18 protein-coding genes are annotated in these 22983 nt (G+C 68.8%); 2 read left to right on the forward strand and 16 right to left on the reverse strand.

Annotated elements, in window-relative coordinates; genetic code table 11:
• Positions 1-3: 3 nt before the first annotated feature.
• The 3 genes from MZV50_RS18670 to MZV50_RS18680 form a co-directional block, all read right to left on the reverse strand.
• Entirely contained in the window at positions 4-2775 is a 2772-nt protein-coding gene (locus MZV50_RS18670) for a TonB-dependent receptor (protein WP_252630787.1), read from the reverse strand.
• 416 nt (positions 2776-3191) lie between these two features.
• Positions 3192-4166, reverse strand: a complete 975-nt coding sequence (locus tag MZV50_RS18675) for a FecR family protein (protein WP_252630788.1) — start codon at positions 4164-4166, stop codon at positions 3192-3194.
• Positions 4135-4716 (reverse strand): RNA polymerase sigma factor, encoded by a 582-nt coding sequence (locus tag MZV50_RS18680; RefSeq protein ID WP_252630789.1) that lies wholly within the window; start codon positions 4714-4716, stop codon positions 4135-4137. Before MZV50_RS18680 ends, MZV50_RS18675 begins: the two co-directional genes overlap by 32 nt.
• 285 nt (positions 4717-5001) lie before the next feature.
• On the opposite strand from MZV50_RS18680, the gene katG reads away from it, so the two are divergent.
• Positions 5002-7185: a catalase/peroxidase HPI gene (gene katG, locus MZV50_RS18685; protein WP_436792185.1), complete on the forward strand. Its 2184-nt coding sequence runs from the start codon at positions 5002-5004 to the stop codon at positions 7183-7185.
• Between the two features lie 40 nt (positions 7186-7225).
• Here katG and MZV50_RS18690 read toward each other — a convergent pair whose 3' ends face one another.
• The 9 genes from MZV50_RS18690 to MZV50_RS18730 form a co-directional block, all read right to left on the reverse strand.
• Positions 7226-8776, reverse strand: coding sequence for a GH39 family glycosyl hydrolase (locus MZV50_RS18690; RefSeq protein ID WP_252630790.1), 1551 nt, complete (start codon positions 8774-8776; stop codon positions 7226-7228).
• An 80-nt stretch (positions 8777-8856) separates the two neighbouring features.
• Positions 8857-10836: a TonB-dependent receptor gene (locus tag MZV50_RS18695; protein WP_252630791.1), complete on the reverse strand. Its 1980-nt coding sequence runs from the start codon at positions 10834-10836 to the stop codon at positions 8857-8859.
• Positions 10837-10890: 54 nt separating this feature from the next.
• On the reverse strand, positions 10891-12309 hold the full coding sequence (locus tag MZV50_RS18700; protein WP_252630792.1) for an efflux transporter outer membrane subunit: 1419 nt from the start codon (positions 12307-12309) through the stop codon (positions 10891-10893).
• Complete coding sequence (locus MZV50_RS18705) at positions 12306-13163, reverse strand: efflux RND transporter periplasmic adaptor subunit (RefSeq protein ID WP_252630793.1); 858 nt, start codon at positions 13161-13163, stop codon at positions 12306-12308. The genes MZV50_RS18700 and MZV50_RS18705 overlap by 4 nt, the downstream gene beginning before the upstream one ends.
• A 26-nt stretch (positions 13164-13189) precedes the next feature.
• Positions 13190-13399 (reverse strand): DUF1656 domain-containing protein, encoded by a 210-nt coding sequence (locus MZV50_RS18710; protein WP_252630794.1) that lies wholly within the window; start codon positions 13397-13399, stop codon positions 13190-13192.
• The gene (locus MZV50_RS18715) at positions 13396-15414 is read right to left on the reverse strand and encodes an FUSC family protein (RefSeq protein ID WP_252630795.1); all 2019 of its coding nucleotides are present in this window, start codon (positions 15412-15414) and stop codon (positions 13396-13398) included. The genes MZV50_RS18710 and MZV50_RS18715 overlap by 4 nt, the downstream gene beginning before the upstream one ends.
• Before the next feature lie 5 nt (positions 15415-15419).
• A complete protein-coding gene (locus MZV50_RS18720) occupies positions 15420-15884 on the reverse strand; it encodes a MarR family winged helix-turn-helix transcriptional regulator (protein WP_252630796.1) in 465 nt (154 codons plus the stop codon).
• A 167-nt stretch (positions 15885-16051) separates the two neighbouring features.
• Entirely contained in the window at positions 16052-16915 is an 864-nt protein-coding gene (locus MZV50_RS18725; protein WP_252630797.1) for a dienelactone hydrolase family protein, read from the reverse strand.
• A gap of 65 nt (positions 16916-16980) precedes the next feature.
• The gene (locus MZV50_RS18730) at positions 16981-18009 is read right to left on the reverse strand and encodes a N(4)-(beta-N-acetylglucosaminyl)-L-asparaginase (RefSeq protein ID WP_252630798.1); all 1029 of its coding nucleotides are present in this window, start codon (positions 18007-18009) and stop codon (positions 16981-16983) included.
• A gap of 53 nt (positions 18010-18062) precedes the next feature.
• On the opposite strand from MZV50_RS18730, the gene MZV50_RS18735 reads away from it, so the two are divergent.
• Positions 18063-18800, forward strand: a complete 738-nt coding sequence (locus tag MZV50_RS18735; RefSeq protein WP_252630799.1) for a copper homeostasis protein CutC — start codon at positions 18063-18065, stop codon at positions 18798-18800.
• Between the two features lie 7 nt (positions 18801-18807).
• On the opposite strand, the gene pelA is transcribed toward MZV50_RS18735, so the two are convergent.
• The 4 genes from pelA to MZV50_RS18755 form a co-directional block, all read right to left on the reverse strand.
• On the reverse strand, positions 18808-20115 hold the full coding sequence (gene pelA / locus MZV50_RS18740; RefSeq protein ID WP_252630800.1) for a pectate lyase: 1308 nt from the start codon (positions 20113-20115) through the stop codon (positions 18808-18810).
• A 123-nt stretch (positions 20116-20238) separates the two neighbouring features.
• On the reverse strand, positions 20239-21402 hold the full coding sequence (locus MZV50_RS18745) for a glutathionylspermidine synthase family protein (protein ID WP_252630801.1): 1164 nt from the start codon (positions 21400-21402) through the stop codon (positions 20239-20241).
• Complete coding sequence (locus MZV50_RS18750; protein WP_252630802.1) at positions 21402-22160, reverse strand: PspA/IM30 family protein; 759 nt, start codon at positions 22158-22160, stop codon at positions 21402-21404. The genes MZV50_RS18745 and MZV50_RS18750 overlap by 1 nt, the downstream gene beginning before the upstream one ends.
• An 18-nt stretch (positions 22161-22178) precedes the next feature.
• Entirely contained in the window at positions 22179-22850 is a 672-nt protein-coding gene (locus MZV50_RS18755; protein ID WP_252630803.1) for a YjfI family protein, read from the reverse strand.
• Positions 22851-22983 lie beyond the last annotated feature (133 nt).

Raw genomic sequence — 22983 nt, forward strand, 5'->3', positions numbered from 1 at the left:
ATCCTAGAACTTCGCCGCGACGCGGGCGTAGTAGAAGCCGCCGCTGATCCCGTACGGCGCGTACTGATTGTAGTAGGCGAAGGCGGGCGTGCCGCGGTTGGCGGCGCGAACGCTGTCGGGATAGGCGTCCAGCAGATTGTTGGCCCCGACGCTGACCGTGAGGTTGTCGGTCGCCGCGTAGCTGAGGTCGAGATCGACGATCAGCTTCGGCGAGACGGTCTCGTCGTTGGCCGCCAGCGCGGTGCGCTGGATGACCTCGCCATAGCGGGTCAGGCGCAGGTTGGTGTCGAACTTCCCGAGCGTCCAGTCGGCCCCCAGGATGTACTTCTCCTTCGGCGTGCCGACGGTCAGGTCGCCGATCTTCACGCGGTCGATATAGACGATGCCCGCCGCCGCCAGGGCCGCCGGCGGCTGCACGACGCGGGTGAACTTGTTCTTGGTGTGGTTGGCCGAGAACGTCCACCGCACCGAGCCGAAGTCGCCGAAGTCGGTCCGATAGTCGGCCACGAAGTCGATGCCCTGGGTCTTCGTGTCGGCGAAGTTGCCGTAGTAGAAGGCCGCCTGCTGCGGGTTCAGGCCCTGGCTGGCCAGGGCGGTGCTGACCGCCGTGTTGGGGCCCAGCGTGCCGCTCTGCAGGATGCGGTTGTCGATCTTGATCTGATAGACGTCCAGGGTGACGTGCAGGCGCGGCAGCGGCTCGGCAACGACGCCGACCGAATAGTTGACCGACTTCTCCGGACGCAGCGGCTTGGCGCCCAGAGCGATGGCGGCCGGATTGTCCGGCGGCAGCAGTTGCACCGGATAGAGCTGGGTCGTGGTGGCCGGCGGCACGATCACGCCGATGGTGCTGGACGAGGCGTAATGCTGCTGCTGCAGCGACGGCGCGCGGAAGCCGGTGCTGGCCGTGCCGCGGATCGCCAGCTTGGGCGTGATCGCGTAGCGGCTGGACAGCTTGAAGGTCTTGGCGTCGCCGAAGTCCGAATAGTGCTCGAAGCGACCGGCGGCGGCGACTTCCCAGGCCTGCGTCAGCTTCTGCTCGACGTTCACATAGGCCGAGATGTTGTCGCGCGAGAACGACCCGGCCGAGAACGGCGGAAAGCCGGTCACGCCCTGCGAGCCGCCAGCGAAGACGACGCCGGCCTGCGGGCTGCCGGCCGGGGCGACATAGCCGCCGTTGATGTACGATGCCGGCTCGCCCGCCACGATCTCGAACTTGTCGTCGCGGTACTCAGCGCCCAGCGCCACGAACAGCGGATCGGCGAAGACGCCGGTCGCGACCTCGCGCGTCAGGTCCAGGTTCGACGTCCATTCCTGGAACTTCAGCGTGCCCAGGTAGAAGTAGCTGGGGCTGGACGGGCCCATCGAGGCGTTCAGCGAGTTCTCGTAGTAGTCGACGTCGTCGCGGCTGAAGCTGCTCGACAGGTCCCAGTCGAAGCCCAGCAGTTCCGTCCCCTTGGCGCCGAACGAGACCTGGAAGTCGCGGTCCTTGAGGAACAGGCGCGGGGTATAGCCATCAGGATAGACCGCCGTGATGTTGTTGCTGGCGTTCGGGTTGCGGAAGGTCAGCCAGGCGGCGGTGTTGCGGCTGGAGAAGGTGCCGAACGAATAGAGGTCGATGGTGTCGCCCAGCGGCGAGCCGGCGCTGTAGCCCAGCGAGAACAGCTGCACCTGCGGCGAGCCCGGGTGGCTGGTGTGGCGGTTGGCGGTGGCCTCGCGCGGGTCCAGGGTCGCGCCCGCCGTGCCCACCCGGACCGGCTGACCAGCGGCGTTCAGCGGGAAGTACATCTGGGTGGTGTTCAGCGTCTTGTCGCCCCGATCGGTCGGATCGGTGATCCGCACGTCGGCGGTCAGGTTCAGATAGCCGGCCTCGCCCAGCTTCATGCCCAGATTACCCGCGAACTGGCCGGTCTCGCCGTCGCCCTCGGCGGTCTTGCCGTAGAGCGCGGTCATCGAGCCGCCTTCCGGGCTCTTCTTCAGGATGACGTTGATCACGCCGGCCAGGGCGTCCGAACCGTACTGGGCCGAGGCGCCGTCGCGCAGCACCTCGATGCGCTCGATGGCGCTGGACGGAATCAGGTCCAGGTCGGGCGGCGACTGGCCGTTCTGGGTCGTACCGTTGACGAACAGGATGGCGGTGTTGTGCCGGCGCTTGCCGTTGACCAGCACCAGGGTCTGGTCGGCCGACAGCCCGCGCAGCGACACCGTCTTGATCGCGAAGCTGGCGCCCGCGCCGCTGTTGGAGGTGTTGGCCGACGGCACCAGGGTCGAGATCAGGTCGCGCGTCGATTGCTTGCCGCTCTTGGTCAGTTCGGCCGCCGAGATGACGTCGATCGGCGCCATGCTCTCGGTCACCGTGCGTGAGGTCGAGCGCGTGCCGGTGACGATCACTTCCTCGATGATGCTGGTCTCGGGCTCGGGCGGCGGGGCCGGCTCCGGAGCCGGGGCAGAGACCGCGCTGGCCGCGCCGGACCAGCCGGTGCGGATCAGGCCGGTGCGCGGCGGGGCCAGGATGATCGTCTTGCCGTCGTTGGAGACCACCGTCAGGCCGGTGCCGCTCAGCAACTGCTGCAGGGCGCGGTCGACCGGCAGGGCGCCGCGCACGGGCGCGGTGCGCTTACCTTCGGCCGCCTCGGACTGCACCAGAATCTGCACCCCCGCCTGGCGCGCGAACTGGCGAATGCCCGCCGCCGCCGGCTGGGCCTCGATCTTGAACGTCGCCTGGGCCAGGGCCGCGCCGGCGCCCAGCGCCCATGCGGCCGAGGCGGCCAGCAGCATCCCCCGCCTTGCGAAACGGTTCGTCCCCTCACGCATCGACAATCCCCCATCGTTCCGAGGCCAGCCAAACGTGGCCTCCTGACAGCACGAAGGGTGGGCGCTGATTTTCCGGGGGCTGGGGGCGTCCTTGATCCGATCACGGCTCAACACGCCCGCTTTTGCGCCAGCTTCGACATCGGGCGCCCGTTTCGCATGCGCGCACGCCCTATCGGACGTCTCGACAAAAGATGTCGCCGCTCAAAGCCGCCGCTCTAGAAAATTCAAAAACGGCGACAGATCAAAAATCGGAGGAACTGACTGAGCTGGGAACGTCATAGCCCGGTCGATAGGCAGGTCCGGAGCCGCACATTTACTCACGATCCCGCGCTGAGCAGGATTCATTCAATGAAGTTTCAGCCTACTCTCGGCGCAAATGCTCAAGAGGCATGAGCGCGAGCAATCCGAATGGTGCGCGCGTCACCATCGATGGCGGCGCCCAGGGTCGCCGCCACGGCGGCTGCGAAACTTTCAGGCTCGTTCGTCTGGAACAGGCCAACGAACCGCTCCCGCGCGAGGGCTTCATCCTCGATCACGATCTGGCGGCTGTTGTAGCGATTGAACAGCTTGGCGGCCTGTTCCAGGCTTTCGCCGTCCAGGGCGATCTCGCCATTGCGCCAAGCCAGGCTGCGCTCGATCTCGGACGGCGACTCCGCCACCGTGGGCGCGGCCGTGCTGGCCAGGATCACCCGCTCGCCGGCCGCCAGTCGACGCCGCGAGGTCGGATCGCCCTCGATCCAGGTCTCGACCACGCCCTCGGTGACCATCACGTCGACACCGGTCCCTACCTCGTCGCCCCGGCGGACCGAGAAGGCGGTGCCCACGGCGCGCACCCGCACCGGACCAGCGGCCACCGTGAACGGCCGTCGTGGATCCTTGGCGACCTGGAACCAAGCCTCGCCCTCCTGCAGGACGATGCGCCGCGACTTGGGCTTCATCGTCACGTCCAGGGCGGTCTTGGTGTTGATCGCCACCAGCGAGCCGTCGGCCAGCGGCACCCGGCGGATCTCGCCCAGGCGGGTGTCGAGACGCTGGGGCCGCAGGCTCCAGGCGCCGAACCCGCCGATCAGCGCGGCCGCCACCGCGCCGCCCGTCCCCGCGATCAGAGCGCGGCGGCTGGGACGCTTGGCGGCGGCGACGTCGACGGGCGGGGCGGCGCTGGCCAGGGCGCGGCCCCGATCCAGGAAGCTGATCGCGGCCTGGGCCCGCAGGAAGGCCCCCGCCCGACGCGCGTCGCCGCTCAGCCAGGCCTGCAGATCGGGATCGTGCTCGACATCCAGCCCGTGCGCGTCGACGCGGGCGGCCCAGTCGGCCGCCTCCTCGTCAATCTCGCTTGCGGACGGAATGGAGCTCATGGGCCTCGCCGACTGCCGGATGATCTTGCGTCGTCGCTTCCGATAAGGCCCGCAGGATTAAACGCAAGCCCCGGGCCGACTGCATCTCCACCACATTCTCGGTGACCCCCAGCCGCGCGGCGGTCTCCTTCTGCGACAGGCCGTGGATCCGGCGCAGGGTGAAGATCTGTCGGCACCGCTCGGGAAGTCCCTCGATCAGCTGCTGCACCCTCCCCAACTCGCGGCGGCCGGCGACCACGCGTTCGGGAGAGGGTCCCTCATCTACGACGTTCAGGGCGTCGATTTCCGTGACGCAATCGATACGAACGACGCGGGCGCGACGAATTTTCTCGATCGCGATGTTGCGGGCCGTCCGGAAGAAGTAGGCCCGCCCGTTGGCGATGTGGGCGATGCTCTCCAGCGCGGCCAGCCGGCAATAGGTCTCCTGGACCACGTCGTCGATGTCGGCGGGCGGACTGCCGGAGCGGCGCAGCCAGGCGCGGACGTCGGCTTCGTGCGGAAGGATCTGGCCGCCGACGAAGGCGACGATCTCGGCGCGGTTCTGCTTCAACGGGCCCTCGCGGATGGCGAATTCTGGCGAGCGGAACGTTCGGGCCGGTTCGCGCGGCCACGCAACATGTCGGGGCGTTTCCCGCCCCAGGAGCCGCTCGGCGCCGCCACACGGGGCAGTTCATGCCTCTTGGCGCCCTACACGTATCGCCCAACATGGCTCAGCCATGGCTCCGTCTATCGGAGCGATAGGAACAATCAATTTTACCAACACCCCGTCGGGCGCGCTCATGGGCGCCGTCGGGGGTCGGCGCTGGGTGGAAAGCCAAAGCGGAGGAAGACGACGATGGATGCGAAAGTCGAAGACGGCGTTCAGGGCCAATGCCCGATGGGGCGCGGTCGCGGCGGCAGAAGCAACCGGGACTGGTGGCCGGAGAATCTGCGCCTCGAAGGGCTCAATCAGCACTCGCCGCGTTCCAATCCCATGGGCGAGGCGTTCGACTATGCCGAGGAATTCAAGACCCTCGACCTGAATGCGGTGGTCGCCGACCTGCACGCCCTGATGACGGACTCGCAGGACTGGTGGCCGGCCGACTTCGGCCACTACGGCGGCCTGTTCATCCGCCTGGCCTGGCACAGCGCCGGCACCTATCGCACCAGCGATGGTCGCGGCGGCGCGGGCGGCGGGCAGCAACGCTTCGCCCCGCTCAACAGCTGGCCGGACAACGCCAACCTGGACAAGGCCCGCCGGCTGCTGTGGCCGATCAAGCAGAAGTACGGGCGCAAGATCTCCTGGGCCGACCTCTATGTGCTGGTCGGCAACGTCGCCCTGGAGTCGATGGGCTTCAAGACCTTCGGCTTCGGCGGCGGCCGCGCCGACCAGTGGGAACCTGAAGAGCTGTACTGGGGCCCCGAGGGCTCGTGGCTGGGCGACGAGCGCTACAGCGGCGAGCGGCAACTGCATCCCGCCCTGGGCGCGGTGCAGATGGGCCTGATCTACGTCAATCCGGAGGGCCCGAACGGCAATCCCGATCCCAAGGCGGCGGCGCACGACATCCGCAGCACCTTCGCCCGGATGGCGATGAACGACGAGGAAACCGTCGCCCTGATCGCCGGCGGCCACACCTTCGGCAAGACCCACGGCGCGGGTGACCCCTCGTTCGTCGGCCCCGAGCCCGAGGGCGGCCAGATCGAGGCCGGCGGCCTGGGCTGGGCCAGCAAGCACGGCACGGGCCTGGGCGCCGACGCCATCACGTCGGGGCTGGAGGTCACCTGGACCCAGACGCCGACCCGTTGGAGCAACCACTTCTTCGACAACCTCTTCAAGTTCGAGTGGGAGCTGACCAAGAGCCCCGGCGGCGCCCATCAGTGGGAGGCCAAGAACGCCGAGGCCGACGTCCCGAACGCCTTTGATCCGTCGAAGAAGCAGCGCCCGCGCATGCTGACCACGGACCTGGCCCTGCGGTTCGACCCCGACTACGAGAAGATCTCGCGGCGCTTCCTCGAGAACCCGGACCAGTTCGCCGACGCCTTCGCCCACGCCTGGTTCAAGCTGACCCACCGCGACATGGGCGACAAGCGCCGCTACCTGGGTCCGCTGGTCCCGCAAGAGACGCTGATCTGGCAGGACCCGGTCCCGGCCGTGGACCACCCGCTAGTCGACGCTACCGACGTCAAGGCGCTGAAGGACAAGATCCTGGCGTCGGGCCTGTCGGTCTCGGAACTGGTGTCGACGGCCTGGGCCTCGGCCTCGACCTGGCGCAAGTCGGACAAGCGCGGCGGCGCCAATGGCGCGCGCGTCCGCCTGGCCCCACAGAAGGACTGGGCGGTCAATGACCCGCCGGTCCTGGCCAAGGTGCTGTCGACGCTGGAAGGGATCCAGAAGGACTTCAACGGCGCGGCCTCGGGCGGCAAGAAGGTCTCTCTGGCCGACCTGATCGTGCTGGCGGGCTCGGCCGCGGTCGAGAAGGCCGCCAAGGACGCCGGTACGCCTGTCGAGGTCCCATTCTCGCCGGGCCGCACGGACGCCTCGGCCGAGCAGACCGACGCGGACTCGTTCGCGCCGCTGGAGCCGTTGTCCGACGGTTTCCGCAACTATCGCCGCGAGGGGACCCAGTTCATGGCCCCCGAGGAAGCCCTGATCGACCGAGCCCAGCTGCTGGGCCTGTCGGCGCCGGAACTGACGGTGCTGGTCGGCGGCCTGCGGGTGCTGGGCGCCAACACCGGCGGCTCCAAGGCCGGCGTGCTCACCGACCGTCCGGGCGTGCTGACCACAGACTTCTTCGTAAATCTGCTCAGCATGGGCACGACCTGGAGCCCAACGGCGGTCAACGCCTTCGCGGGCCATGACCGCAAGAGCAGCCAGCCGCGCTGGACGGCCTCGCGCGTCGACCTGATCTTCGGCTCGCACGCCGAACTTCGGGCCTTCGCCGAGGTCTATGGCTGCGCGGACTCGCAAGGCAAGTTCGTGAAGGACTTCGTGGCGGCCTGGACCAAAGTCATGAACGCCGATCGGGTGGACCTGCACTGATCCCCAAGGGGCGATCGCCTCGGCGGTCGCCCCACAGGGCCTACATCCGTTCCAGCTCGACCAGCACGATGTCGTTGGCCCGCATGGGCAAATCGACAACGGCCTCGCCGCTCACCTTGATGATCTTCTCGATTTCCGGCCGGTCGAGGGTCAGGCCTTGCAAGCTGGCCAATTGAGCCGGCGTCAGCGTCTTGGGCAGGCCCATGTCGATATAGGCGCTGTAGGCGTCGTTGGCCCGATAGCCAGTGCGGCGCGCCCGCAGCCGGTACGACCCAGGCTTCAGGCCCGCCACCTTCAGCTTCAGCGGCTCGACATCGAAGGTCGGATGTGGGCTCTGATAGTAGGGCCGGTTGCTGACCTTCTGGCCCGGCTGGCGCCAGGCATAGGCCAGCACCGCCACCCGATCGCCGTCGCGCGCGGCGAAGACCTGGCCGTCGCTCGTCGCCAGCGCATGCCCCTTGAGGGCGTTCAGGTACTTGTAGGCGAACCAGGCGGGCTTCCTGATCCCTTGCGGGTTCATCAGGCCGAAGCCCCCCTCGAACGGCTTGGTCGGCGGGCCGGGCTCTTCGAAGAGGTCGGTATACGTCCAGTAGCTCATGCCCTGGACCAGGCCCTGGGTGCGCCTCAGCTTCTCGACGATGTAGGCGGCGCTGACATAGCTGTCGTGCACGCTGTCGCGCGGCGTGTAGCTAGTGCTCCACTCGGTGAAGTACAGCGGCAGGCCGGGGAAGGCCGAGGCCTGGATCTGCTCGCGCACCCGCCGCACGTCGCCGACGATGGCGTCGGGAGACGCCGACAGCTTGGTGTCCTGCTGGCCCTTCTCGTCCAGGAAGCCGCCCTCGACGCCATAGGTGTGGGTGGTGACGAAGTCGACAGGCGCACCGCTCTGTTTCACATGGGCCAGGAACTCCGGGACCCAAGCCGCGCCCGCCGTGGAAGGGCCGCCGACGCGCAAGGTCGGGTCGATCGCCTTGATGGCCCGGGCGGTGACGTCATAGAGCTCGAAATAGGCGGCTTGGTCGGCCTTCTCCCAGAAGCCGTCGAGGTTGGGTTCATTCCAGACCTCGAAGAACCAGGTCCGCACCTCCTGCTCGCCATAGCGCTGGCGGACGTGGCGGACGAAGGCGTCGATCAGGTCGCGCCAGGGCCCCAGCTTCGGATGGCTGGTGTTGCCCTTCCAGTAGAAGATCGTCAGATCCGAAGTCTTCATCGCCTCGGGCGTGAAGCCCAACTCGACGAACGGCCTGATCCCCTTGGCCAGCAAGGCGTCATACAGTTGATCCAGCTTGGTCCAGTCGTAGACGATCTTGCCGTCCTGGACCTTCACCGTGCCCAGCACGTCGTGGAACACCGCGTGGAAGCGGATGTAGCGGAAGCCCAGCTCGTCCACGGTCGTCTTCAGCTGGGCCTGGCTGTCGTCGCGGATCAGGGTGCCGGGATAGTCAGAGCCGACCGACAGATCGAAGAAGCGGTCGACGGGGCCGGTGGTCTTTCGCGCGTCGAGGGCGATCACGCGCTGTGCCGACGCGGCGTGAGCGAACGCGGGCAGGCTCGAAATGCCAGCCAGCAAGGCGCGACGCGACAGACGCATGATGGTCCCCTTCCCTCTTCGTTGAGAGCAGGGCTACACGGCCATGATAGCGCTATCAATGCCGTTTATCAGACAATTCGTCAGCGGCGCAGGGCGAACCCGACATAGACCGTGCGCGGCGCGGAATAGCTCGTGACCCCGTCGGCGGTCTGGCCGACCGCGAGGTTAGCGTCGAAGGCGTTGTCGGCGGCCAGATAGACCTCGGACGTCGGCGACAGCGCCCAGCCGGCGCGCAGGTCGACACCCGTTCCCGCCTTCAGTACCCGCACGTTCAAATCGTCCTCGTAACGCTTGCTCTCGTAGCGTAGGTCGGCGTCGAGACTCAGGCGATCGATCGGCTTCCAACGGACGCCGGCCGTCGCGGTCAGGGCCGGCGCCTGGGCGGGACGCTTGCCGGTCAGTTGGGCCGCCTCTCCGCCACCGTCGACGCGCGCATGGGTCGCCGAAAAGGCCGCGCGCGCGGTCAAGGCCGGCGACAGATCGGCGGCGACGTCACCCTCCAGGCCGTAGGCGTTGATCTCGCCCACGTTCTGGCGCTGACGCAGCACCCCGCCAGCCGGAATGAAGCCGGCGATCGGGAAGGTCCCGGGGCCAATGCCGATCGTGACGTTGGTGATCGGGTCGCGGACCTGGTTGTAAAAGGCGCCGAGGTTCCAGCGCACGACTCCCTCCCCCGCCAGACCCGTCTCGACGCCGTACAGGGTCTCGGGCTTGAGGGCGGCATTGGCCTCGGTCACGTCGTTGCCGACCCGGAACGGCCGGTGCAGCTCGTTCAGCGTCGGAGGCCGAAAGCCGGCATAGACCGCCGCCCTTACCCAGGTCTCGCCGGTCAAGCGCTGGCGGACGCCGATCCGCCCCGTCGGGGTCGCGCCCGAGGCGTTGGTCGGCGGGGCGTCCAGGGTCGGGACGCCGGTCGACGCCTCTCGTTCGCGCCGAACGCCGTCGTACGAGCGCCAGCCGTCCAACCGCGCGCCGGCGACCAGGATGAAGTCGGGCCGGCTCCAGGCCGTCTCGGCATAGACGCCGCCCACCAAGGTTCGGCCGCCCGCCGTGCGCTGGCGGGTGAAGGCGCCGTTCATGTAGCGGAAGCGCTCGTGGGTCCGCCCTTCGGTCGCCCGCACGTCGCCGCCCAGTTCCCAGGTCCAGTCGGCCAGCGCGCCCTGCCAGGCGGCGTTGAGACCGTAGCCGCTGGACGGGGTCGAGTACTGGTCGTTGGCCGGAGTCGTGCCGACACGGCCGGCTGCCACGGCGACGGAGGTGTTCTCCAGGTCGCTGCTACGCGCCCAAGCCTGCAGTCGCCAAGTCTCGGTCGCCAGCGTGACGGCCAGCGAACTGCCCGTGGCGTTGGACTTGGCTCCGAACAGGCCCGCGCCGCGCTTTTCCTGGAAGGTCGCCACGCGCGCCGCCCAGCGAACCGAGCCGACCTCGCCCTGGACGCGGGCCGCGATCGAGCCGTCCTCCAGTGTGGTCGGCACGTCGGCCGCGCCCGCCGCCGAACCGCGCACCGGGCGATAGCCGTCGGTGCGCGAGCCGCTGGCGGTCAGCAGCAGATGATCGGTCCCGAAGGTCCCGGCCGCGCGCCAGCCATCCCGCGCCCTCGCCTCGGCCGTGAAGCTGGTCAGGCCGCCGCCGGTATTCCGTTCCCACAGGGCCACGACGCCAGTCAGGGCGCCGGCGCCATAGGGGCCCGCCCCTGCGCCGCGCACGACGGTCGCGCCGGACAGACCTTCGCCAGGCAATCCGGTCCAGATGACCCAGCCGCCGAACGGATCGTTCTGCGGGACGCCATCCAGAGTGACCAAGGCCCGGCCCGCGCCGGATGGCGCGACAGCCCGCAGGGAAAGCCCCTGGATCGTCGGATTGGCCGCGTCGCTGCCAGTGCGGCGGAACAGGGAGACGCCCGGCGTGGTCTTCAGCACGTCGTCCAGCCGCGCCTGGGCGGACACCTGGGCGGCGTCGTAGGTCGCGATGGAGAAGACATCCTGCCCGGCCAGGGGAAGCAGACGGGGCGCCTCGACGACGACGGTGGAGACCGGGGGCGGAGGGGCTTCAAGGGGCACGGACGACCTCTACGCGGCGGACGGCCACCGTGTAGCTGAGCGCGGACGGTGTCGCTATCGTTCCCAGCCGCCGCCCAGGGCCAGGAACAGGTTGACCTGGTCAGCCGCGACCTGGCTGTCCGAGGCCGCCAGCGCCGCCTCGGCCCCGGCCAGGGTGCGTTGGGCGTCGAGACCAGCCAGGTAAGGGCTGCGACCCGCGCGGTAGAGCCGCTGGGCCTGGTCCTCGGCCAACGCGGCCTGGTCGCGGGCGGCCTTCAGCGCCGCCTGGCGCTGCAGGTCGTGGGCATAAGCGTCCAGGCTGGTCTCGGTCTCGCGCAGGGCGGTCAGCACCACGCCGTCGAACCGGGCCAGGGCCCCGTCAGCGCCAGCCTCGGCCTGGCGAATGCGGGCTCGCTCGCCCTCGCCCGGCAGGGTCCAGGTGATCAGCGAGCTCAGGCCCCACCGGTTGGCCGGCGCCTGGCCGATGTCGGCCAGCAGGCCCGTCGAGCCCGCGCCGAAGCCCAGGGTGATGTTCGGATAGAGAGCGGCGGTGGCGACGCCGATCCGCGCGGTCGCGCCGGCCAAGGTCCGCTCGGCCTGGCGGACATCCGGGCGACGCTTCAGCAGGGCCGCGCCGTCGCCGACGGGGATCGCCTGGGTCAGAGTCGGCGGATGGACACAGGCCTCCACCGCCTTGGGGAACTCGGCGGGAGGCTTGCCGGTAAGCGTGGCCAGCTTGTAGAGCGCCGCGCGGCGGCGGCTCTGGAAGGTCGGCAGGCTGGCCCGCGACAGATCCAGCTGAGCCTGGGCGCGGGTGACGTCGACCGCCGTGCCGCGCCCCGCGTTCACCAGCCTGCGCGTGACGTCCAGGCCGCGGCTCTGGAGGTCGACGGTATGCTGGGCGACGGCCAGCTCGTGACCATTGGCGCAGGCCTCGACATAGGCGCGCGCGACGTCGGCGGCGACGCTGACACGGGCCAGGTCCAGGGCCGCCTGACTGGCCTCGGCGTCGGCGTGAGCGGCTTCGGCCGCGCGCCGGATCCGACCCACCAGGTCGACCTGGTACGAGACCTTCAACCCGACATCGGCCAGGTTCTCGACCGGCAGCGGTTCGGCCAGCAGGAACTGCTCACCGGACTCGCGGGAATGCATGGCGGCGGCCGAGGCGTCGACCTTGAAGCCGCCGGCGTCGTCGGCCTCACCGGCGATGGCTCGCGCCCGGGCCAGATTGGCGGCGGCGACGCGCAGGTCGGTATTGGCCTTCAGCGCCTCCTCGACCAGACCGTTCAGCACCGGGTCGTCATAGAGCTTCCACCAACCTGCCGGGACCGGGTCCTGGCTGACGGCCTTCGAGGCCGCGCCCATGAACGGTCCTTGCGCCGTCGCGGCGTTGATCTTGGCCTCTTCCGGCAGCTTGTAGTTCGGGCCGACGGCCGCGCAGGCGGTCAGGGCCAGCAGCGAGCCGGCGACCGCCAGCGCTCTGAGCGGGCTCATCGGCCGGCTCCGACCACCGCGACCGTGGCGGTGCGGCCGGCGATCAGGCGCAGGTCGCGCGGCGTCTGGTCCAGGGCCACGCGAACCGGCACCCTCTGGGCCAGGCGCACCCAGCTGAAGGTCGGGTTGACGTTCGGCAGCAGGTTGCCGCTGGCGGCGCGGTCGCGGTCCTCGATGCCAGCGGCTATCGACTGGATGTGGCCCTTCAAGGGTTTGTCCTCGCCCATCACCTTGACGCTGACCGGCTGACCGATGCGCAAGCCCGACAGCTTGGTCTCCTCGAAATAGCCCTCGACCCGGTACGAGCGGCTGTCGATCAGCGCCAGCACCGGCTTGCCGGCCGTGACGTAGTCGCCGGTGCGCAGGGTCAGGTCAGACAGGAAGCCGTCGGTCGGCGCGACGACGACCGTCCGCTCGAGGTTCAGGGCGGCGACGTCGCGGGCGGCCAGGGCCTGGGACAGCGCCGCTTGGCTGAGTTCGACCTTGGACTGGCTCTGCTCGGTGATCTCGCCGGCGACCAGGTCGCCCAGGGCGCGGTTGCGCGACAACTCGCGGCGAGCCTGGGCCAGGGCGGCGCGCTGGGCCTCGACGGCCGCGTCGGCCTGACGCAAGGCCAGGGCGTAGCGTTCGCGGTCGACATGGAACAGCGGCTGGCCGGCCTTGACCGTCTGGTCGTTGGCGGCGTCAACGCGAGTGACCAGACCCGACACGTCGGGGGCCACCTGCACGATGTCGGCGCGGACACGGCCGTCTCGGGTCCAGGGATCGACCTGATAGTGGGTCCAGAGCGCCTTGCCGCCAACCAGGGCGGCGATCACCACGGCGCCAGTGACGGCGACGCGGGCGGTGGTCATCAGAACGGATTTCAGCGGGGGCATGGCTAGAACTTCAGCGGGCTAGGGACCGCCACGACGGCGGCCCAGAGGATGACGAACAGGGCGGTGTCGAACAGGGCCGGGTGCCAGACGAAACGGTAGGCGCCGACCTTCGACAGCGCGCGGCGCAGCAGGAACGAGGCGGCCAAGGCGATCAGGGCCGAGACCAAGACGGACGACAGGAAGACGCCATCGATGTCGAGTTCACCGGTCATTGGGCGACCTCCGGAACGAAGGCCGGGGCCTCCGGGAACAGGTTGCGGCGCAGGCCCACCAGGCCCGAGACGCCTTGCACGGCGGAGGCGGCCGAAGCGACGGACAGACCGCGCAGGGCCGTGTCGATGCGGGCCAGCAGGTCCTCGCCAGGCTTGCGCTTCTCGCCAGCGGCCAGGGCGGCAAAGTGGTCCCCGACGCCATGGAGCGCCGCGTCCAGCTGGGCCTTGCCCTCTGGGGACAGGTCCGGCCGGGCGGTCTGGACGGCGACCAGGTTCATGCCGACCCGCAGGTCGCGCAGGGCGTCGACACCGACGAAGTCGTGACCCCGGCCGGCCTGAGCCAGCTTGGGCGTCAGCATGCCCAGGCGGTCGACCAGGGTGGCGGCGAAGGCGGCGGGTTCGGGCGCCTGGCGGGCGCGGGACAGGCGCGCCAGGCCCTTCCAGGTGCGAACCAGCAGGCGCCGGGCGCTGGCGTCCACGCCCATCGACCGCAAACCGGCCGTGACCATGATCGCGAACAGCAGCCCGACGAACTGGCCCAGATTGCCGTTCAGGAATCCGGCGAAGTCGGCGCTGAACGTCTCCTGCAGAGCCATGGCGTTGCAGAAGCCCATCAGCACGGCCAAGGCCGAGCCCATGGTCGCGGGGTTGGGGATGTAGAGACCCAGCAGCAGCAGCGGCGGGGCCATGGCCAGGACCAGCATCGGAAAGCCGTCGATCGCCGGCAGAATGGCGAACATGTAGACCGCCGCCAGCGGCAGCGAGAGCAGCGAGTAGAGGCCGAAGTTCTTGATGGCCGGGACGGGATCGTCCATCGCCGCGAAGAAGCAGCAGAAGACGGCGGCCATCACCGGAGCGACCGCGCCGTCGCCCCAGCCGGCCAGGATCCACGTGGCGCAGGACAGCAGGATGGCGATCGCCGCCGCCCCACCCGACAGCAGGGCTAGCGGCAGGTCGGCGTGCATCGGACGCTGGCTCCCGGCGCGGGCGGCGGCGTCCAGTTCCGGTGACAGCGGCGCGTCGGGGTCGGCGAGACGGCTCATCAGGGCGTGAGCCTCGCCCAACGCCCGGACGGCTTCCGATAGGCGAACCAGCAAGCTCTCGATCAAAAGGCTGGACCAGGACGCACCGCGCCGATGAGCGGCCAGAGCCTCCAACCGGCCGATCAAGTCCAAGGCCTCGTCACGCGGCGCGCCGGCCTCGATCCAGGCGGCCACGGCGTTGAGGGCGGCGCGAACGCGGTTGTCGCGAACCTCGCGCAAGGCCTCCATACGGTCGGCCAGGCCCGACAGCAGCGGGACCAGCAGCAGCATGCGCTCGTGCAGGGCGCTGACCACGCCGGTGGTCTCGCGCAGGCGAGAGGTATCGAACGGCAGGTGGGTCGCCAGCATCTGGATCTCGCTGGCGGCCGCCGCCAGGTGGCGTCGGTCGCGGGCGATCGCCGCGGCGTCCTCGCCGCGCAGCACGTCCAGCGCCCAGTGGTCGGCTTCGCCCAACCAGCTCTTCAGGCGATGGCGCAGCACCGCGCCGACGGGGCGGGGGAAGACCAGGCTGTGGACCAGGGTGGCGCACAGAATGCCCAGACCGATCTCGATCACGCGCGAGACGGCGACGTCGAAGATCGCGCCGGGCTGGCCGACGCTGGGAAAGCCGATGATCGCGGCCGTGTAGCCAGCCAGCATCAGCACATAGCTGCGCGGCGTGCGGTCCAGCAGCGAGATCGTCAGACAGCCCCCGACCCACAGCGACAGGGCCGCCGACAGCAGCCACGGCGCATTGACCAGGTTCGGGACCAGGGCGACGGCGGCCATGGCCCCCAGGATCGTGCCCAACACGCGATAGACGGCCTTGGAGCGTACCGCCCCCGCCAGCGGCTGGCTGACGATGTAGGCGGTGGTCATCGCCCAGTAGGGGCGCGGCAGGCCCAGGGCGAAACCGATATAGAGGGCGAGCATCGCCGCCGCGAAGCTGTTCGCCGAGAACAGCAGCGTGTGCCGATCGAACTTGGGAAACATGGGGCTTAGCGCTCAGCCCCCTGCCCGGCCGCCGCGTCCAGGGCCGCCTCGAAGGCGGCAAAGGTGCGAACGGCGGCCGCCAGGTCGGCGTCGCCGACGTCGGCCAGCAGTTGGGCTCGAACGATCTGGACCGCGTCCTCCACCACGGCGGCCAGGGCCTGGCCCTCGACCGTCAGGTGCAGGGTCTTGGCCCGCTTGTCGGAAGGATCGTCTCGGCGCTCGACCAGGTTGGCCTGGCACAACTGGTCGAGGATGCGGACCAGCGACGGCCCCTCCACTCCGATCTCCTCGGCCAACATCCCCTGGCGCATGCCGCCGCCGGCGCGGGCGATGTGCAGCACCGGCAGGGCCTTGGCGTCCGAGATGCCGTGAGCGGCCAAGGCGCGATTGACTTCCTTCCGGTACACCCGCGCCAGGCGCAGCAGACCTTGGGCGAAAGCGCGTTCATCAAGAGTGCGGACAGAGGTCATGGAACGACGATCTTTTTAATAGGTAGCTTCCTATCTAATTTAGATAGCATCCTACCTATTGAAGCGCAAGGGCGAGGAAGGGTGGAAGCCGACACCCCAAAATCCCTCTCTCCGTGAGAGAGGGATTCAGGTGGGAGTCTGCAAAGGGTCGAAAGCCCTGTCGCCCCCTACCCCAGCGCCTTCTTGTACAGCGCCAGCAGGTTGCTCCAGGCCCGCTCGGCCCCTGTTTCGTTGTAGACTTGGCTGCCCTTGACGGTCCAACCGTGGTTGCAGCCGGCGAAGACTTCGACCTGGGCCAGGCGCTTGGCCTCGGCGAAGGCGGCCTTCAGCTTGTCCTTGGTGTCCGGTTCCTTCTGATCGTCGTTGTCGGCGATCTCGATCAGGTAGTCCGCGTGGGTCTTGGGGATCAGCAGATGCGGACTGTCGGCGTCGGCCGTGACCAGGCCGCCGCCGTGGAAGGTGGCCACCGCGCCGATTCGGCCCGGAACCGCGCCGGCTGTGTAGAAGGCCAGCGGGCCGCCCATGCAGTAGCCTTGGGTCCCGACCTTCTTGCTCTTGTCGGTCTTTGGCTGGGCGTCCAGGAAGGCGATATAGGCCTGCGCGTCCTTGACCGTACCAGCCGGCGTCACCGACGGCCGCAGCGTCATCAGCTTGGCGCGATCATCGGGATTGGCGAAGTTGAACGTTCCCTCGATCACCGGCGCCTTCCTGACCCGGTAGTAGAGGTTGGGGACCAGCACGACATAGCCCGCCGCCGCCAGGCGCCGACCCATGTCGCGGAACACCGGCCGCAGGCTCATGATGTCCGGCCAGACCAGCACCGCCGGATACTTGCCCTTGGCCTTCGGATAGAAGAGCGCGGCGTCGGCGACGCCGTCGGGCGTCTTCACCTCGACGTCCTTCTCCTCGACGGTGTCATCGGCATGGGCGACGGTGACGACGCCGGTCAGGGCCGCCGCCATCAGTCCGAACGTCCGACGCGAGACGCTGGGGTCGTGCACGAGGCCTTGGTGGATGTCGTCATCGCACATGGCGGTCTCCTCCTGAGATCTTTGAACGGCACGCTATAACCGCGTTATCCGTCCGCCCATCCCTTTTAAGCCGTGACCTGATAAGTCGCCTTGCCGGGCAGCAGCAGGTCCTGCTTCTTCCCATCGCACAGGGCGTAGCTGAAGCCGCTCTGGATCGCCCAGGCCCCGACCTCGCCGGCCTTGTTGATCGCCAGGAAGCCGACCTGGATGTCCTTGGCCTGGGGCTTCTTCTTCAGGATCCGCTCGACGGCCTCGCGGCAGGCCGCCTCTGGCGAGCGGCCCTGGCGCATCAGCTCGACGACCAGGAAGCTGCCGACATTGCGGATCACCTCCTCGCCGACGCCGGTCGAGGTGGCGCCGCCAACCTCGTTGTCGACATAGAGGCCCGCGCCGATGATCGGACTGTCACCGACCCGGCCGCGCATCTTCCAGGCCATGCCGCTGGTGGTGCAGGCGCCGGCGATGTTCCCCTTGGCGTCGATGGCCAGCATGCCGATGGTGTCGTGGTTGTTGGCCCCGCCCGGCGTGCCCAGCTGGCCGGTGGTCTTGCCGTAGTCGCCGACCTCGCTGTTAGCCTTGGGCTGATACTTGGCGTCCTTCTTCCAAGCTTCCCAGGCGGCCTTCGACTCCGGCGTCAGCAGTTCCTCGTATTTGAAGCCCTGCTCCAACGCGAACTGCAGGGCGCCGGCCCCGACCAGCATCACGTGCGGGGTCTTCTCCATGACCTTGCGGGCCACCGAGATCGGATGGTCGATGTGCTCCAGGGCGGCCACCGCGCCGCAGTTACCCAGCTCGTCCATGATGCAGGCGTCCAGCGAGACGTGGCCGTCGCGGTCGGGATAGCCGGCCCGGCCGACGCTGTGGTTCTTCAGGTCCTGCTCGGGCACGCGGGCCCCGGCCTCGACCGCGTCGAGGGCGCGGCCGCCCTGGGACAGCACCGCCCAGGCGGCCTGGTTGGCGGCGACGCCGAAGTCCCAGGTGGAGATCACGCACGGGCCTTGCAGCTTGGTGATGGTCTCGGCAGCTGACGCTCTGCCGCTCAACAGCGCCGATCCAGCCAGGGACGCGCCGATCAGGCCTCTACGATTCAACATCCGTGTGCTCCAAGAAGACCGCGCCGATTCCCTAGCATGACCTGGAACACACGATGGCCGCCGACCGCATTCTCCTGGAAGTCTGTGTCGATACGCCCGCCGGATTGGCGGCGGCGATCGCCGGCGGTGCGGATCGGATCGAACTTTGCGCGGCCCTGGGCCTGCAGGGCCTGACCCCCGCCCCCGGCCTGATGGCCCTGGCGGCCAGCGCGCCGATCCCGGTCTATCCGATGATCCGGCCGCGCACCGGCGACTTCTGCTTCGACGCCCGTGACCTGGACGCCATGCGCCGCGACATCGACGCCGTGCGCGGCTACGGCCTGGCCGGGGTGACGATCGGCGCCAACCGGCCCGACGGCGAGCTGGATCTGGACGTGCTGGATAAACTGGTCGAGCACAGCGCGGGTCTGGGCATGACCCTGCACCGGTCCTTCGACTTCGTCGCGGATCAGCCGGCGGCGCTGGAGGCGGCCATTCAACTGGGGTTCGAGCGGGTGCTGACCTCGGGCGGCGCCCTGACGGCCTTGGCCGGCGCCGAGCGGATCGCCGCCCTGGTCGCCCAGGCCGACGGCCGCATCAGCATCCTGGCCGGGGCGGGCGTACGCGCCTCCAACGTCGTCGAACTGGTCGCGCGGACCGGCGTGCGCGAGGTGCACGGCTCGTTTGGCGACCCGATCCCCGGGCCAGATCCGGTCTCGAGGCTGGTGACGATGGGTTTCGTGCCCGCCGAGATGCGCGACACCGACCAGCACGCGGTGGCCGAGGTCGCGCGGATCCTGCGCGACCTCTAGCAGATCCCTATGTCTCCGGGTGGCGCTTGGCCCAGCCGGTTTCGTAGAGCCTGATGATCTTGGACGGCTGGGAGCCGTACCAGGAATAGCCGTCTCGGCGTTCCCGCGACAGCTCGTTGGCGTTGTCGCGCAGGGTCTTGTCGCGCTCGCCGAAAACCGGCCGCCCGTCGACGCTGTAGTAGCGCGACCATATCGGCCCCGCGCCGGGCTTCTCGATCAGATGGCGGCCGTCGGGATCGCCCTTGCCCGTCCATTCCCAGCCCATGATCGCCGCGCGCTTCATCCAGGCGACGCCGGCGTGGACGGCGGCGACTTCGGCCGGCGTCGGATCAGGCAGTTGCATCAGGTAGAACAGCAGGTCCGCGCTCTCGCCCGTCGACAGGGCCGCCGGCTCGAAATTGCGGCCGGCGACCGGGGCCAGGGTGAAGGGGTCGGCCTGCTGGCCCCAGATGGTCGGCTTGCCGTTCACGCGGATCTGCGACGCGACGATGACCTCGCGCCCCTTCCTCGCCGCCGCGCCGGCCTTGGCCCGCACATCAGCCGGCACGAAGGCGAAGTCGGGCTTGGCCTCCGACACTTCGGTGAGCAGGTAGGCGGCCTCGGAGACGGCGTTGTCGTTATAGGTGATGGCGTCGTGATAGCCCCCTTGCAGCGGCCAGACCTGGGGCCAGCCGCCGTTGGGGAACTGCGCGTCAAGCAGGTAGCGCACGCCCTTCAGGAAGCTCTGGCGATAGACATCGCCGTCCTGGCCGGGCGTTTGGCGCGAGACCTTCGCCAGGAAGCGCATCTCGGTGATGGTGGCGTTGTTGTCCAGGGTGCCGACATAGCCCCACTTGGGGTCGCGGGCGGCGTCGAAGTCGGCTTCGCTGAGATGCTTGGAATTGTTGTCGGAGGCCCAGGGCTGACCCGGCAAGCGCGGAGCCCCGGTGCGATCCTGGTTCTTGCTCCAGCCGCCGGCGGGCGTCTGGAAGCTGACGATGACGTCGGCGACGTGGCGCGCCTCGGGCGAGCCGTACCAGGCCGCGTCCTTATCCAGCGGCATGCCGCCGTCACCATGGCCGGTCGGGGGCGGTGGCGGGGCGACCTCGCCCGGCTTCAGTTCGGCGGCCAGGGCGGCGCGATCGGCCTTCCCCTGGGCGATCGAGCGCTCCAGATAGGCCTTCCACGCCGGTTGCTGGGCGGCTGGCAGTTGGGCGATCCGCTCGGCGGTGATCGGCTGGGCCGGAACGTTGGTTCCGATCACGCCGGCGAAGGCCGGCGCGGCCAGCAGGCTGGCGGCCAGGGCCAGGCCGATGGCGGTGGTGCGGCAGGTCATCCGGACGTCTCTCCCCAAGGCGCCATTGTTGTTGGCCGCCTTTGTGTCATGGGAATGATACCGGTTTCCTACTGGGTTGAAACAGAGCCCCTTTTCCGCTTTCGCCTGGAAGTTGGGCTGGGGCTACCCCTCGATGATGTGGGGCACGAACCGCGAGCGGTCGCGGGTGACGCGGCCCCGGTCCTCGCGCACGCCGATCCCGGCCGGCTGGTCGCCGATGACCCAAGACCCCACCACGGGATAGTTGACGCCGAACTTGGGCGGCGGCTTCAGCTCCTGGCGGATCCAGCCTTCCTCGCCATAGCCTTGGTCCAGCACCTTGCCCCTCCGGCCATCCTTCCAGAGTTCGACATTGGCGCCCTCGCGGCTGAACAGCGGCTTGCGGGCGTAGCTCGAACCCAACCGATCGATCTTGGGATCGTCGTCGAAATAGGTCTCCAGCAGGTTCGGATGGCCCGGATGGCGCTCCCACAAGAGTGGCAGCAGCGCCTTGTTCGACAGCACCGCCTTCCACGGCGGCTCCAGGAACAGGGTCTTGGACGCGGCGATATTGGCCGCATAGGGCTCGCGCAGCATCTCTTCCCAGGGATGCAGCTTGAAGATCGCGCCGATGATGTAGTTGTCCTGGTCGACGAAGCGGCCGTCGGCGTCGAGGCCGATCCGCTGGATCGGCACGAACTTGGGCTCCAGCCCCGCCAGGGTCGCCATGTCCTCCAGGAACCGCACGGTCTGGCGATCCTCGACGAAGTCGGGATCGCTGGCGAAGTGGACGAAGCCGCCGTTCGGGAAGATCGCTTTGAACCGCTCGGCCAGCTGGTCGTGCAGACTGTTGAACTGGTCGGTGCTCTCCGGCAGTCGCCCCTGCTGGATCAGGTCCTCCAGCCACAGCCACTGGAACACGCCCGCCTCGTAGATGCTTGTCGGGGTGTCGGCGTTGTATTCGTACAGCTTGGGCGGACCTTCACCGTCGTAGAAGAAGTCGAAGCGGCCGTAGAGCGAGGGATCGCGCGCCTTCCATGAGGCGGCGACCACGTCGCGCGAGGCTTCGGGGATCTGCAGCCGCGCCATCAGGGCGTCGCTATTCACCGCGTCCTCGACGAGGTCGAGACACAGCTTGTGCAGCACCTCGGTCGCGGGCTCGATGTGGCCCTCGATCTGCTCGAGCGTGAAGGCGTACGCCGCCCGCTCGTCCCAGTAGCGGCGGCCGTCGGCATGATGCCAGGTGAAGCCGACCGCCTCGGCCTTGGACTTCCAGTCCGGCCGAGGCGTCAGGGTGAGACGGCGCATCAGGCGTCCGAGCCGTCCTTGGAAACCTTGACCTTGTCCTCGATGGCCAGCATCGGGGCGGGCAGAGCCTCGTCCTTCGGAGCCATCAGGCGGGCCAATACGTCCTCGGCGCCGCCACCGCCCGGCAGGATGCCGGCGGCCGCCAGCTTCGCGTCGAGATCGGCGCCGGTCTTGCGGTCCTCGGCCTCGCTGTGCAGGCGGAACTGCTCCTCACGAACCGACTGGCGCTCCTTGATGCGCTTCAAGCTATCAGCGGCCGAGCCGACCACGCCGCTGGCCGAGCCCGAGCGCGAGATCACGGCGGCCTGGGCCTTCTGGACGCTCTCGTTGACCTTCACGATCTCGATTTCGCGGCGCAGCGCTTCGACCTTGGTGTCGGTCTGGGCGATGATCGTGCGCAGCTTTTCCTCGGCCGCGCGCAGCTCGGTCATCTGGGTCGACTTCTGACCCGCGTCCTTCTCGAGGTCGGCGATGCGCTGGGCCACTTCCAGGGCCAGGGTCTGGTCGCCCTTGTTCATCGCCGCGCGAGCCGAGGACTCGTACTTGCGCGACTGGTCGGTCAGCTGAACGACCTCGGTCTCCAGGGCGCGGCGCCGGGCGACCAGCTTTGCCAGCTCGTCGCGAGCCTTGCCCTGGGCGTTGTCGGCGTCGCGGATTTCCTGGTCCAGGATCCGCAGGGCGTTGGCGTCCACCACCGTCTGCGCCCCGTCATGGACACCGCCGCGGAAGAGAGCGGAGAGCTTGCTCCAGATCGACATGTCAGTTTTCCCGGTCTCTTAAGCGGCCGCCACGCGGCTCTTCTCGAAGGAATCGCGCAGGTCGCTGGCGGCGGCGATGGCGTTGTCGGCCAGGGTCCGCAGCTCGATGACCAGCGTCTGCAAAGTGGTCTTGGATGAGATCTCGCCCATCAGCTCGTAATAGTCACGGCCGTCGACGGAGGTGATGCCGAAATTCGACAGCGGCACGATCTTCTGGGCCTTGAGCAGGAACTCGTTGAAGGCCGCGCGGTCGTTCTGTTCGTCGCAGGCCCAGAGAAGGGTCGAGACGACCAGCTGCAGCGCGCCGCCGCTGACATAGACCGGCAGGTCGCCGAACTCGTGCATCGTGACCAGCAGCACCGGCTCGACGCCCTCGATCACGGTGGCGGTCATCTCGTCCTCGCGGACCAGGGCGCTTTCCACCAGCGCGTCACGCAGCGTGTGGACCGTCCAGGCGGTGTCGATAACGGAGTCCATATGGTTGAAGCCCTTGGGGGGATGGGGGTTGGTCTTCAAGGTCGGGCCGCGCACCGACTCCACGACGATCGACTGGACGGCCGAAAGGATGTCGGGCTTGCACGCCGCGGGCGCCCAGACCTCGATCTTCACGAAGCCCGCGTTCCGACGGGCCTCGCGCCATGCGCGGGTCCTTTCAGCGGCTTGAGCGCTTCTCGTCGGTTTGACGGCCATACGTTACATGTACGCATAACATGTACGCTTGACAAGACACGGTTCGACGTCATCCTGCGACCGTCTTAACCCGAGGGCAAGCGTGCGCTCGGGGCTTATTGCGTCCGACTACAGATAGGCGACGCAAACAGGT

Source organism: Caulobacter segnis (assembly GCF_023935105.1).
Classification (GTDB): domain Bacteria; phylum Pseudomonadota; class Alphaproteobacteria; order Caulobacterales; family Caulobacteraceae; genus Caulobacter; species Caulobacter segnis_B.

Excerpts from the sequence above, each read along its gene's own strand:
- MZV50_RS18690 (WP_252630790.1), bottom strand. The coding sequence starts at position 8,776 with ATGCGTCTGTCGCGTCGCGCCTTGCTGGCTGGCATTTCGAGCCTGCCC.
- MZV50_RS18705 (WP_252630793.1), bottom strand. The coding sequence starts at position 13,163 with ATGACCACCGCCCGCGTCGCCGTCACTGGCGCCGTGGTGATCGCCGCC.
- MZV50_RS18715 (WP_252630795.1), bottom strand. The coding sequence starts at position 15,414 with ATGTTTCCCAAGTTCGATCGGCACACGCTGCTGTTCTCGGCGAACAGC.
- MZV50_RS18670 (WP_252630787.1), bottom strand. The coding sequence starts at position 2,775 with ATGCTGCTGGCCGCCTCGGCCGCATGGGCGCTGGGCGCCGGCGCGGCC.
- MZV50_RS18730 (WP_252630798.1), bottom strand. The coding sequence starts at position 18,009 with ATGTTGAATCGTAGAGGCCTGATCGGCGCGTCCCTGGCTGGATCGGCG.
- MZV50_RS18710 (WP_252630794.1), bottom strand. The coding sequence starts at position 13,399 with ATGACCGGTGAACTCGACATCGATGGCGTCTTCCTGTCGTCCGTCTTG.
- katG (WP_436792185.1), top strand. The coding sequence starts at position 5,002 with ATGGATGCGAAAGTCGAAGACGGCGTTCAGGGCCAATGCCCGATGGGG.
- MZV50_RS18700 (WP_252630792.1), bottom strand. The coding sequence starts at position 12,309 with ATGAGCCCGCTCAGAGCGCTGGCGGTCGCCGGCTCGCTGCTGGCCCTG.
- pelA (WP_252630800.1), bottom strand. The coding sequence starts at position 20,115 with ATGACCTGCCGCACCACCGCCATCGGCCTGGCCCTGGCCGCCAGCCTG.
- MZV50_RS18725 (WP_252630797.1), bottom strand. The coding sequence starts at position 16,915 with ATGTGCGATGACGACATCCACCAAGGCCTCGTGCACGACCCCAGCGTC.
- MZV50_RS18720 (WP_252630796.1), bottom strand. The coding sequence starts at position 15,884 with ATGACCTCTGTCCGCACTCTTGATGAACGCGCTTTCGCCCAAGGTCTG.
- MZV50_RS18675 (WP_252630788.1), bottom strand. The coding sequence starts at position 4,166 with ATGAGCTCCATTCCGTCCGCAAGCGAGATTGACGAGGAGGCGGCCGAC.
- MZV50_RS18755 (WP_252630803.1), bottom strand. The coding sequence starts at position 22,850 with ATGGCCGTCAAACCGACGAGAAGCGCTCAAGCCGCTGAAAGGACCCGC.
- MZV50_RS18735 (WP_252630799.1), top strand. The coding sequence starts at position 18,063 with ATGGCCGCCGACCGCATTCTCCTGGAAGTCTGTGTCGATACGCCCGCC.
- MZV50_RS18745 (WP_252630801.1), bottom strand. The coding sequence starts at position 21,402 with ATGCGCCGTCTCACCCTGACGCCTCGGCCGGACTGGAAGTCCAAGGCC.
- MZV50_RS18750 (WP_252630802.1), bottom strand. The coding sequence starts at position 22,160 with ATGTCGATCTGGAGCAAGCTCTCCGCTCTCTTCCGCGGCGGTGTCCAT.